The 12,511-nt window shown below is 59.9% G+C and carries 7 protein-coding genes; 6 read left to right on the top strand and 1 reads right to left on the bottom strand.

From position 1 onward, the window contains the following. Positions 1-284: 284 nt before the first annotated feature. Together ACZ5RI_RS01705 and ACZ5RI_RS01710 are read left to right on the top strand one after the other, a co-directional pair. Positions 285-2,549 carry a methyl-accepting chemotaxis protein gene (locus ACZ5RI_RS01705; RefSeq protein ID WP_464514385.1) on the top strand — a complete coding sequence of 755 codons (2,265 nt, stop codon included), beginning with the start codon at positions 285-287 and terminating at the stop codon, positions 2,547-2,549. Positions 2,550-2,796: 247 nt separating this feature from the next. Continuing rightward, positions 2,797-5,061, top strand: coding sequence for a methyl-accepting chemotaxis protein (locus tag ACZ5RI_RS01710; protein WP_464514386.1), 2,265 nt, complete (start codon positions 2,797-2,799; stop codon positions 5,059-5,061). Positions 5,062-5,120: 59 nt separating this feature from the next. Here the strand turns inward: ACZ5RI_RS01710 and ACZ5RI_RS01715 are convergent, their stop codons facing one another. Continuing rightward, a complete protein-coding gene (locus tag ACZ5RI_RS01715) occupies positions 5,121-6,017 on the bottom strand; it encodes a LysR family transcriptional regulator ArgP (protein ID WP_464514387.1) in 897 nt (298 codons plus the stop codon). 103 nt (positions 6,018-6,120) lie between these two features. On the opposite strand from ACZ5RI_RS01715, the gene ACZ5RI_RS01720 reads away from it, so the two are divergent. The 4 genes from ACZ5RI_RS01720 to ACZ5RI_RS01735 all read left to right on the top strand — a co-directional run bounded on the left by ACZ5RI_RS01720 (position 6,121) and on the right by ACZ5RI_RS01735 (position 12,418). Further along, positions 6,121-6,726 carry a LysE/ArgO family amino acid transporter gene (locus ACZ5RI_RS01720; RefSeq protein WP_464514388.1) on the top strand — a complete coding sequence of 202 codons (606 nt, stop codon included), beginning with the start codon at positions 6,121-6,123 and terminating at the stop codon, positions 6,724-6,726. Between the two features lie 164 nt (positions 6,727-6,890). Next, a complete protein-coding gene (gene recA / locus ACZ5RI_RS01725) occupies positions 6,891-7,994 on the top strand; it encodes a recombinase RecA (protein WP_464514389.1) in 1,104 nt (367 codons plus the stop codon). 594 nt (positions 7,995-8,588) lie between these two features. Next, positions 8,589-11,231, top strand: a complete 2,643-nt coding sequence (gene alaS / locus ACZ5RI_RS01730) for an alanine--tRNA ligase (RefSeq protein WP_464514390.1) — start codon at positions 8,589-8,591, stop codon at positions 11,229-11,231. A gap of 20 nt (positions 11,232-11,251) precedes the next feature. Continuing rightward, positions 11,252-12,418 (top strand): cyclic nucleotide-gated ion channel, encoded by a 1,167-nt coding sequence (locus tag ACZ5RI_RS01735; RefSeq protein WP_464514391.1) that lies wholly within the window; start codon positions 11,252-11,254, stop codon positions 12,416-12,418. The last annotated feature ends 93 nt before the right edge of the window (positions 12,419-12,511 follow it).

Raw genomic sequence — 12,511 nt, forward strand, 5'->3', positions numbered from 1 at the left:
CGCCGCGATGCTGCGTCAAAAATTATACCGCAAGGGTAAGGCACGACACAGGCGATTACACGCATAGCGATAGTATTGCGTGGTTAAAATAGATTTATTCCAAATATTCGCAAAACGCGTGTGCATAACCCTTGGTAAATTAGACATTAAATAACAAGGGCTTGCAAGACTGTGGGACAGTATTGGCGGTTTTCGATGCGAAATGGCTACATAAATTTACTTAGTTATAACGAGTGTATTTGTAGGGGTTTGCGTCACGTGATTTTGCGTTAAGGGGACACGGCGTGTTTGGTTTCATCAACAAAAACCTTTCCATCGGCCTTCGCCTCGCCCTGGTCGGCGGTCTTTTCACCATCTTTGCCGGTGTATCGACAGTTATGAAGGTCGACAGCGATAACAAGCTGGTCGATTTCTCACAAAAAGAACGCCGCGGCGTCGATTACACCATCGGGGTCTGGGATATCTTACGCGGCGGTCAGGGCAGCACACTGCAAAACCGCGCCGCGCTGGATCAGGAATTTGCCACCGGCCAGCTCTATCAGGATTTTGCCGCGGCCAAAGGGGCAGACAAGCGGGCCAAAGCGGCCGTGCCGCTGCTGTCGGCAATTTCGGATGCCGCCAATGTCGGCCTCGACCCCGATGGCGACAGCGCCAATCTGGGTCAGGTTTATACCAAGGACCTGCCAAGCCTGCTTTCGGTGATGTACAAGCTGTTCAAGCTGATGGATCAGCCCGCCTCGACCGAGCGCAATGCCTATCTGCAGGCCTCGCTGGACAGCTATGCGGTGCGCAAGGCCCGTGTGGTGGCAAGCTATGCCAATGCAGCCAAGGGGGATGCCAGCGGGCAAAGCACCGCGATTATCAAGCCGAAGCTGGATGGCTTGCTGCAATCTACCGACGCCATCGAAGCCGGTGTTGCCAAGGATATTGCCGGCCAGCCGGTCGATACCGCCGCGCTGCGCCAGCAGTTCGAAACGGCCCTGTTCGCGTTAAGCCAAACCACCGGTGCGCAATTCGCCCAACTGGTCGATCAGCACACGGCCGATGCCCGGGCAGAGGTACGCACCGCGCTTGAAGCCAATCTCGGCTTTATCATCCCGTCGCTGTTGCTGATCACGCTGATCACGCTGGGCCTGTCGCGCCGCTTTAAAGAGCTGGACGAGGCGATGACCCGCCTGAACCAGGGCGATAAAACCGTCGAGATTCCCTATCTCGAAGATACCAACGAAACCGGCCGCATCGCCCAGACACTGGCCCGGATGAAACAGGACAATATCGACCGCGAGGCGGCCTCCAAACAACGCAAAGCCGACCGGCTGGCCGCCGAAGCCGCCCAGCGCGAAGCCGAGCTGCAAGCCCAGCACCGTGGCGAAACCCTGGTGGTGAACACCTTTGGCGAGGGGCTTAAAGCACTGGCCGAAGAAAACCTGTCCTTCCGTCTGACCGCCGATGTCCCGGCCGCGTATCAGACGCTGAAAGACAATTTCAACACCGCCATCGGAATTTCCGAACAGAACCGCCGCGAGCGCGAACAGGCCGCCCGCCAGCGCGAAGCCGACCGGCTGGCCGCGGAAAAAGCCCAGAAGGAAGCCGAAGCCGCAACCCGCCAACAATCGATTGCACTGGTGGTGGGGTCTTTTGGCGAGGCCCTGACGGCGCTGGCCGACCGCGATCTGACCTATCGTATTTCCGGCACCCTGCCCGAGGAATATCTCGGCCTGCAACGCGACTTCAACCACGCCCTTGACCAGCTGGAAGAAGCGATGTCCGACATTGCCGGACGGGCAAAGGATGTTTCGGCCAATTGCGGCGAGATCAGTCTGGCCTCACACGAAATGGCCAAACGTACCGAGCAGCAGGCCGCCGCGCTGGAAGAAACCGCCGCCGCGGTCAATCAGGTCACCGCCACGGTGGGCAAATCGGCCGAGAATGCCAAACGTGCCAACAGCAATGCCGACATGGCCCGTAAAGATGCCGACCGGGGTAATCTGGTGGTGCAAAACGCCGTCGAGGCGATGCAGAAGATTGCCAAATCGTCGAACGAGATCACGCAGATCATCAGCGTCATTGACGAGATTGCCTTCCAGACCAACCTGCTGGCACTGAACGCCGGGGTCGAGGCGGCACGCGCCGGTGAAGCCGGACGGGGCTTTGCCGTGGTCGCCTCGGAAGTCAGGGCGCTGGCCCAGCGCTCGGCCGAAGCCGCCCGCCAGATCAAGGCCCTGATCCAGACCAGCGAGACCCAGGTCGACCTTGGCGTCAAGCTGGTGGGCGAAAGCGGCGATGCACTTAACAAAATCGTCAACGACATTGGCGTCATCAGTCAGCTGATGGACGAGATCGCCGCCTCGCAGCGCGAACAGGCCACCGCCATGAACGAAATCGACACCGCCGTCAGTCAGATGGATCAGTCGACCCAGAAAAACGCTGCCATGGCCGAAGAAAGCAATGCCGCTGGCGACGCGCTGGCCGGCTATGCCCGGGAACTGGCCGAAGTGGTGGCGAACTTCAAAACCCAGGCCAATCGTAATATGTCCAGCGCGGCCTGACACGATACATTCCGTATAATGAACAAAGCGGCGGCACCCCCGCCGCTTTTTCTGTTTCAATACGGATCAACGCACACCACCACCGCCGCAAACCCGCGTATCATATTGGTTAATATAACCGCTAGAGATCCACCTGTTGCGGTAGCGGAAAACTCATCATGGCAAAAAATAGGGCACAAATTTACTAAGATATAACAGGCTCGCGCTTATGGAATAGACCGCGTCCTTCTGCGTGTGAGGAAATTCCATGCTTGGTTTCATCAACCAAAAACTTTCGATCGCCTTACGCCTGGCTTTGGTTGGCGGGATCTTCACTGTTTTTGCAGGTCTCAGCACCTACGAAAAAGTCAGCCGCAGTTATGAAAAAGTCGATTTTTTCAACAAGGAAATACGCGGGGTCGACTATGCTCGCGCGGTTTGGGATTTTGTCCGCACCGGCAAGGAAGACGGGCTGAAAGATCATGCCGCCTGGGACAAGGAATTCGAAAGCGCCAGCCTGTATGACAAGCTGATCAAGGCGCCGAAGAAACCCGATCGCAACAAGGCAATTGTGCCCCTGCTGACGACTGTTTCTGATGCTTCGAATATCGGTCTCGATCCCGATTCTCAAAGCGGCTATATCGGCCAGGTCTACACCAAGGATCTGCCGAGCTGGCTGTCATCGGTCGATAAGCTGTTTAAGCTGATGGACCAGCCAGCTTCGGACAAACGCGATGCCAGCCTGCAGGCCGCGCTCGACAGCTACGCCGTGCGAAAAGTTCGTGTAAAGACCAATTATACTAACGCCCTCAAATATGATGCCGACGGCGGCACCACCGCCGTGATCAAACCAAAACTTGCCGCATTGTTTGCGCAAACTGACGCCATTGAAGCCGGTGTCGAGCAGGAGCTGAAAGGTAGCGACGCTGACATCGATACGCTTCGCAAAGCGTATGAAAAAGCCATGACAGATTTAAGCGTGGTGACCGGCGCGCAGTTTGATATGCTGGTGCAACAGCATATTGCCGATGCAAAAATCAGCATGCGTAATACGCTGCTGATCAATCTGGCCTTTATCATTCCCTCGCTTTTGCTGATCACACTGATCACGCTTGGTTTGTCGCGCCGCTTTAAAGAACTCGACACCGCGATGACCCGGCTTAATCAGGGCGATAAGGCGATTGATATTCCCTATCTGGAAGATACCAACGAAACCGGCCGCATCGCCCAGACCCTGGCGAAAATGAAGCAGGATATTATCGAGCGTGAGGAAGCCACCAAACAGCGCCGGGCTGACCGGCTGGCCGCCGAAGCGGCCCAGCGCGAAGCCGAGCTGGAGGCCCAGCGCCGCAGCGAGGAGCTGGTCGTCAGCACCTTTGGTGACGGACTGAAAGCGCTGGCCGAAGAAAACTTATCCTTCCGCCTGACTGCCGAGGTTCCTGCCGCCTATCGGGCGCTGAAAGACAATTTCAACACCGCCATCGGAATCTCGGAACAGAACCGCCGCGACCGCGAAGAAGCCGCCCGCCAGCGTGAAGCCGACCGCGCGGCTGCCGAAATCGCCCAGAAAAAGGCCGAAGCCGAAACCCGCCGTCAGGCGATTGAGCAGGTCGTCAATTCTTTCGGTCAGGGCCTTAACGCACTGGCCGAACGCGATCTGACCTATCGCATTACCGGTGTGCTGCCCGAGGAATATCTCAGCCTGCAGCGCAACTTCAACAATGCGCTGGATCAGCTGGAAGTGGCGATGTCCGACATTGCCGGGCGGGCGCGCGATGTTTCGTCCAATTGCAGTGAAATCAGCCGGGCCTCGCACGACATGGCCAAGCGCACCGAGCAACAGGCCGCCGCACTGGAAGAAACCTCTGCTGCCGTCACCATGGTGACGCAGACCGTCAAAAAATCAGAGGCTGGTACCCGGCAAGCCAACGAGAACGCCGAGAAAGCGCGTAAAGATGCCGACCGCAGCAATCAGATTGTGCAAAATGCCGTAGACGCCATGCACAAGATTGCCAAATCGTCGAGCGAGATTACCCAGATTATCAGTGTTATCGACGAGATTGCCTTCCAGACCAACCTGCTGGCGCTGAACGCCGGTGTTGAGGCGGCACGCGCCGGTGAAGCCGGACGCGGCTTTGCCGTGGTGGCACAGGAGGTGCGGGCACTGGCCGGACGCTCGGCCGAAGCGGCCAAGCAGATCAAGGCCCTGATCCAGACCAGCGAGTCTCAGGTGGATCTCGGGGTCAAGCTGGTCGGCGAAAGCGGTGCGGCGCTCAACAAGATTGTCGATGACATTGGTGCCATCGGCAAGCTGATGGGCGAACTTGCCGCCGGGCAGCGCGAACAATCCACCGCCATGCATGAAATCGACACCGCCGTGGCGCAGATGGATCAGGTTACCCAGCAGAACGCCGCCATGGCCGAACAGAGCAATGCATCAAGCGAAGCCCTTGAGGGCTACTCGCGCGAATTGTCCGAGGTTGTGGCCCGCTTCAAGACCGCTTCCAGCCGCGCCATGGCCAACGCGGCGTAAGCACAAGGACCCGGCTGTGTAAAAAAAGCGGTGGCTTACCACCGCTTTTTTGTGGCCGGTCAACGGGCATCCACCGGCAGCAGATGCTGATGCGCCGTGCGCAGCACCGCCGCGGTTACATCGGCCAGTACCGGTTCGACCGCCCGGCTCCAGCGCCAGTACAGCGGCACATCGAGTGGGGCCGCCGGGATCAGTTCAATCAGACGCCCCGCCGCCAGATGGTCCTGCACCAGCATCAGCGGGTTCATGCCCCAGCCCAGCCCCGCCACTGCGGCATCAATAAAGGCCTGCGACGCGGGCAGCCAATGGGTCGGCGGTGTAATTCTTCCCCCGGCCTCGCCCAGTATCGTGGCGAGCCACCGGCTTTGCAGGCTGTCCTTGGCGTTAAAGGTCAGCATCGGGGCGTGGGCGAGGGTATCGGCGGTCACGCCCGCCCCAAACCAGCGCGCCATAAAGGCCGGGCTGGCGGTGGCGACATAGCGCAACGCCCCCAGCGCCCGGCTGCGGCACCCCGCAATCGGCGGGCAGTGGGCGCTGACCGCTGCACTGACCTCGCCACGGCGCAGCCATTCAGCGCTGGTATCCTGATCGTCGAGCACCAGATCGAACAGCCGCCCTTCGACCGCCGCCATGGCCGCCACGAACCAGGTGGCCAGACTGTCGGCATTGACCGCCAGCCGTAAAGACGCCGAGCGTTCGGCGCTCAGCGCCAGATCCTGACGCAGCGCGCTTTCCAGCAGACCAACCTCCTCGGCATGGCGCATCAGACGCCGCCCCGCCTCGGTGCCGGTGCAGGGGGCCCCGCGCACCACCAGCATGGTACCCAGCCGTTCTTCCAGCAGTTTGACCCGCTGCGAAACCGCTGAGGGGGTCAGGTGCAGTGCGACGGCGGCTTTTTCAAAGCTGCCCGCCCGCAAAACCGCCGCCACCGCCTCAATCAAAGGATAATCCAGCATTAGCGATGCTTCATCCTGATTAGCATTGTTAAATTTGCTAATCTTATCGTCTGCGCTAGTCAAACCTGAATAGCAGGGTATCTGGATAGCAGGAGTGCCTGGCATGAGCGCCGCAGTGTGGCATGGCTTTGTAGTGCAGCTGGGTCTGATCGTGGCGATCGGACCGCAGAATGCCTTTGTGCTGAGTCAGGGCCTTAAGCGCGCCCACATCCTGCTGATCTGTCTGATCTGCACCCTGTCGGACGGCCTTCTGATCGGGTTGGGCGTCGGCGGCATGGCCGCCGTGATGCATACCGCGCCATGGCTTGCGCGTCTGTTGCGCTATGGCGGGGCGGCCTTTCTGATCTGGTACGCGCTGGGCCGCCTTCGGGCCGCATGTGGCCCGGCGGCGGCGCTGGATCGGACAAACACTGAAATCCTGTCCCGACGGGCGGCGGTCCTCGCCACGCTCGCCTTCACCTGGCTTAATCCCCATGTGTATCTGGATACCGTGGTGATGATCGGCACCCTGGCCAGCCAGTTTCCCGGCCATCATGGCGCCTTTGGTCTGGGCGCGGCACTGGCCTCGGCGCTGTTCTTCTTCTCGCTGGGCTATGGCGCCCGTCTTCTGGCACCCCTGCTGGCCCGCCCGATGGCCTGGCGCTGTCTCGATCTCGTGATATTCGTCACCATGGCATGGGTTGCCGCCGGGCTCATCCTGTCCGTGTGAGCAGCAACCAGTACGTTCCAAGAACGAATATCAAAATATCCTATACACTTCATGGTGTTAAAGACCCGCTTGCCAAAGAGAACAAAGCATGTACATTAGAAATCCACACGGGCCGGGATTTCACATTTGAAACAGGCCGGGCATGGGCTACAGTGGAGCGGGATATGGCGGATACAGCATTGAAAATCGTGTCTAAAGACATCAGCAAGATCGTAGCGAAAGACCTCAGCAAGGAAACCGCCAGCGATAAGAAGAAGGCGCTTGAGGCGGCCCTCAGCCAAATCGACCGCGCTTTCGGCAAGGGCAGCGTGATGCGGCTCGGCCAGCGCGAACCGGTTACGGCGGCGGATTCGGTATCGACCGGCTCGCTCGGCCTCGACATCGCGCTGGGCATTGGCGGCCTGCCGCGTGGCCGCGTGGTGGAAATCTATGGCCCGGAATCGTCGGGCAAAACCACGCTGGCGCTGCATGCTGTGGCGGAAATCCAGAAAAAGGGTGGCATCGCCGCCTATATCGACGCCGAACACGCCATGGACCCGATCTATGCCGGTAAGCTGGGCGTCAATATCGATGACCTTCTGATCTCGCAGCCCGATACCGGCGAACAGGCGCTGGAAATCACCGACACGCTGGTGCGTTCCGGCGGTGTCGACATCGTGGTGATCGACTCGGTCGCCGCCCTGACCCCCAAGGCCGAAATTGAAGGCGAAATGGGCGATCAGCTGCCCGGTCTGCAGGCCCGCCTGATGAGCCAGGCTTTGCGCAAGCTGACCGGCTCGATTTCCAAATCGAACTGTCTGGTCATCTTCATCAATCAGATCCGTATGAAGATCGGCATCATGTTCGGTAACCCCGAAACCACCACCGGCGGCAATGCCCTGAAATTCTACGCTTCGGTGCGGCTCGACATCCGGCGCATCGGCGCCATCAAGGATCATGACGAGGTCATCGGCAATCAGACCCGGGTCAAGGTGGTCAAAAACAAGGTCGCCCCGCCTTTCCGTCAGGTCGAATTCGACATCATGTATGGTCAGGGCATTTCCAAGGTCGGCGAACTGGTCGATCTGGGCGTCAAGGCCGGTATTGTTGAAAAGTCCGGTTCCTGGTTCTCGTATGACGGCACCCGCATCGGTCAGGGCCGGGAGCAGGCCAAACAATATCTTCTTACCAACCCGGACAGCGCCGACGCGATTGAAAACGCCATTCGCGCCAATGCCGGTCTGTTAAGCCAGGCATTGACCCATGCCGAGGCTGAGAGTGACGACTAGGCTTTAGGGGACAAATCCTGCCGGGCCGTATTGTAAGCCCGGTAGGGGAACGTTTCGTGCGGCGCATTGACGCCGCACACGCCCCGAACCGGTTACGCGGCCCCGCAAGGCGAGCCAGACGGTCCGGGCGGCGGCGAAATCCAATTCTGGCCGCCCGGCCATGCGGCATGGCGTCGGTTTGACCCAATTCTGCCACCGGCCTCATGGTGTGGTGGCAGAATGTTCCCGAATTGGCATGAGGGAACGACTCGAGGCAAGGCATGCGGGATTCTTGGCCCTGCATGCCTTGCTTTTATCTGTTTCCCGTCAAAGCGTTATCCGAATACGGATGCCGGGGCCGAAGCCTTTAGGCCGAACCGCAGATCGACCGCGCCCCATCTTGCACCGCCGCCACCAGCCAGCTTCAGCGATATGTGCAGGGGCCGCATACCGGCTATCCAGCGATCGTGCCGCCATATTCCTGTGGCCATATTCCATCGGCACCGATTATGTTCTAATCAGGCTATAAGTTTAGCCCTTCGCAAGGATGGCGCCCGGGGCGGATTTTTCCGCATCGGGATCGGCCGCATCACCCAAGGCAGTCCAGAACGCGTTATGAAAACTCTCTCTGACATCCGATCCGGTTATTTAGAATTCTTCCGTGAACGCGGCTCCACCATTGTGCCGTCCTCACCGCTGGTACCGCGCAACGACCCGACGCTGCTGTTTACCAACGCCGGGATGGTGCAGTTCAAGAACGTCTTCACCGGTGCCGAGAAACGCCCCTATTCGCGGGCGACCACGGTGCAGAAATGCGTTCGCGCCGGTGGCAAGCATAACGACCTTGATAATGTCGGCTATACCGCCCGCCACCACACCTTCTTTGAAATGCTGGGCAATTTCTCGTTCGGCGATTATTTCAAGGAAGAAGCCATCACCTTTGCCTGGGATCTGGTCACCAAGGTGATCGGCCTCAACAAGGACCGGCTGTGGATCACGGTTTACACCGAGGATTCGCAGGCCCGCGATTTGTGGCGCAAGATTTCCGGCCTGCCTAACGAGCGCATCATCGGCCACCCCAGCAATCTGTGGGCGATGGGTCCAGTCGGCCCCTGCGGCTATTGCTCGGAAATTTTCTATGACCAGGGCGAAAGCGTCGCCGGTGGCCCGCCGGGATCGCCCGACGAAGATGGCGACCGGTTCCTGGAATTCTGGAATCTGGTGTTCATGCAGTTCGAGCAGATTGATGCCAATACCCGGCGCGACCTGCCCAAGCCCTCGATCGATACCGGCATGGGTCTGGAACGCATGGCCGCCATTCTGCAGGGCGTCACCAACAATTACGACACCGACCTGTTTCAGGGCCTGATTGCCGCCTCGGAATCCTGTTCGGGCAACAAAGCCGCTGGTCCGACGCTGGCCAGCCACCGGGTCATCACCGACCATTTGCGCTCGTCCTCGTTCCTGATCGCCGATGGCGTGCTGCCCTCCAACGAAGGCCGCGGCTATGTGCTGCGCCGGATCATGCGCCGCGCCATGCGCCACGCCCACCTGATCGGCTCGAAAGAGCCGCTGATGCATCAGTTGGTGCCGTCGCTGGTTTCCGCCATGGGCACCGCATACCCGGAACTGAAACGGGCCGAAGCGCTGATCGCCGAGACCCTGAAACTGGAAGAAACCCGCTTCCGCGAGACGCTGGTGCGCGGCTTAAAGCTGCTCGACGATGCCACCACGTCTTTGCGCAGCGGCGACAGCCTGGCGGGCGAGGTTGCCTTCAAGCTGTATGACACGTTTGGTTTCCCGCTTGATCTGACCCAGGACGCTTTGAAAGCCCGCGGTGTCACCGTTGACACCAAAGGCTTTGACGCCGCCATGGCCAAGCAGAAGGCCGATGCCCGTAAAGCGTGGGCCGGTTCGGGCGATGCGGCCACCGAAACCGCCTGGTTCCCGCTGGTGGAAGAATTCGGCAAGACCGAGTTCCTCGGCTATGACACCATCGAAGCCGAAGGCGTGGTTCAGGCCCTCATTAAAGACGGTGCCACCGTGACGTCGGCTCATGCCGGTGAGACCGTGCGTCTGATCGCCAACCAGACCCCGTTCTATGGCGAAATGGGCGGTCAGGCCGGCGACAGCGGCACGCTGACCGCCAAAAGCGCCAAAGCAAATGTCATCAGCACCGAAAAGAAGCTCGGTCTGCATATTCACGTCATCGAAATCACCGAAGGCGAGATTGCCGTCGGCGATGCCGTTGATCTGAAGGTGGACGAGGAACGGCGCAATGCCATCCGCGCCAACCATTCGGCCACCCATCTGTTGCAGGCCGCGTTAAAGCGCGTGCTGGGCGAACATGTCGCCCAAAAGGGCTCGCAGGTTGGCCCCGACCGGCTGCGCTTCGATTTCAGCCACCCCAAGCCGGTATCGGCGGCGGAGCTGACCGCGGTTGAAGACAGCGTCAACGCCGTGGTGCGCCAGAACAGTGAAATCACCACCCGCCTGATGCCGACCGACAAAGCGATCGAGCAGGGGGCCGAGGCATTGTTCGGTGAAAAATATGGCGACGAGGTTCGCGTGCTGTCGATGGGCTGGGACGAGACGGCGGATAAGCCCTTCTCGGTCGAGCTGTGCGGCGGCACCCATGCCGGTCGTCTGGGCGATATCGGCCTGTTCACCGTATTGTCGGAAACGGCCGTGGCCTCGGGCGTGCGCCGCATCGAAGCGGTGACCCGGGAAGGGGCGCGCCAGTATTTCAAGCATGAGACCGCACTGGCCCATGACGCCGCCGCCGTGCTGAAGACCAGCCCGGACGAGCTGCCCCAGCGTGTCAGCCAGCTTTATGACGAACGGCGCAAGCTGGAAAAAGAACTGGCCGAAGCCAAGAAAGCCCTGGCGCTGGCTGGCCCCGCCCAAAGCGGCGGCAGCGATGTGCAGGAATTTGGCGGCATCAAAACCACCCTGCGCGTGGTGGAAGGGGTTGCGGCCAAAGACCTTAAGGGGCTGGCCGACGAAGCCAAGGCCAAGCTGGGCTCGGGTGTGGCGACCTTTATCGCGGTGGATGGCGGCAAAGCCTCGATCGTGGTCGGGGTGACCGACGACCTCACCGCCAAAGTTTCGGCGGTCGATCTGGTGCGGGTCGGCGCGGGCGCACTGGGCGGCAAGGGTGGCGGTGGCCGCCCCGACATGGCCCAGGCCGGTGGCCCCGATGGCAGCAAGGCCGACGAGGCCCTTAAAGCCATCGCGGCGTATTTAAGCGCGCTGTAACTCAAACAAAGGGGGCGGCGATGGCAAAAATGCCGCTACGCCGCAAACTTTATCTGATCCTTGAAGGCGGTCATGTCGGTGGTCCCATCGGCATGATCGTCGAGATCGGCCTGATCCTGCTGATCCTGCTCAATGTTGTGGGCTTCACGCTGGAAAGCGTGCCGTCGATCGACAAACCCTATTGGCTCGATCTGAAACTGTTCGAAGCCACCTCGGTTCTGATCTTCACCATCGAATATATCCTGCGGCTGTGGGTTTCGGTTGAAGACCCCATCCTGCAGCAAAAGGGGCGCTGGCGCGGCCGCTTTGCCGCCGCCACCAGACCGACGATGGTGATCGACTTTCTGGCGGTGGCGCCGGTCTATTTCTCGCTGCTGCTGCCAGTGCTCGATCTGCGCTTCCTGCGCATGATCCGTCTGTTGCGTCTGCTGAAAATCGCCCGCTATTCCCCGGCGCTGTCGACGCTGGGCGAGGTTATCGTCACCGAACGGCGCGCGCTGTTTGGGACCTTGCTGGTGCTGGCCTGTGCCACCATCTTCGCCGCCGCCGCCATGCATGCCGCCGAAGGCGCGGTGCAGCCCGATAAATTCGGCTCGATCCCCGCCGCGATGTGGTGGGCGATCACCACGCTGACCACGGTCGGCTATGGCGACGAGGTGCCGATCACCTTGCTGGGCCGGCTGGTGGCCGGCTTTACCATGGTGACCGGCATGGGCATTTTGGCGCTGCCCGTCGGCATCGTCGCCACCGGCTTTATCGATGCCATCCACCGGCGTGATTTCATCATCACCTTTGGCATGCTGGCCCGCGTGCCGCTGTTTCGCGATTTCGACGCGGCCTTTTTAAGCGAGGTCATGAACCTGCTCCGTGCACAGACGGTTTCGCGCGGCGGGATTATCGCCGTACGCGGATCAATATCCGGCACGCTCTATTTCATTGTCTCGGGCGATGTAGAGTTGCAGTTCAGCCATCGCGCGGTGCGGCTGCATCACGGTGATTTTTTTGGTGAGCTTTCGCTGTTGCACCACACCCAGCACAAAGCCACCATTGTGGCGCTGGATCAAACCCGCCTGTTAGCGCTGTCGGCGGAAGATTTCACCATGCTGGTGCACAAATATCCCGATCTGAAATTCCGGGTCGAGGAAGCGGCCGCCAAACACGCTAAAGCGTTCAATGCTGACGCATAAGGTGCAGCATCATTAACAAATACGCTTTGTGTTAAGACCTGTGTCGCTCAAAAAATGCGTGCATTTGAAGCAAATCTCCTACGCTTTCGATTA

The organism is Micropepsis pineolensis, from assembly GCF_055392125.1.

Excerpts from the sequence above, each read along its gene's own strand:
- ACZ5RI_RS01710 (WP_464514386.1), top strand. The coding sequence starts at position 2,797 with ATGCTTGGTTTCATCAACCAAAAACTTTCGATCGCCTTACGCCTGGCT.
- ACZ5RI_RS01715 (WP_464514387.1), bottom strand. The coding sequence starts at position 6,017 with ATGCTGGATTATCCTTTGATTGAGGCGGTGGCGGCGGTTTTGCGGGCG.
- recA (WP_464514389.1), top strand. The coding sequence starts at position 6,891 with ATGGCGGATACAGCATTGAAAATCGTGTCTAAAGACATCAGCAAGATC.
- ACZ5RI_RS01735 (WP_464514391.1), top strand. The coding sequence starts at position 11,252 with ATGGCAAAAATGCCGCTACGCCGCAAACTTTATCTGATCCTTGAAGGC.
- alaS (WP_464514390.1), top strand. The coding sequence starts at position 8,589 with ATGAAAACTCTCTCTGACATCCGATCCGGTTATTTAGAATTCTTCCGT.
- ACZ5RI_RS01720 (WP_464514388.1), top strand. The coding sequence starts at position 6,121 with ATGAGCGCCGCAGTGTGGCATGGCTTTGTAGTGCAGCTGGGTCTGATC.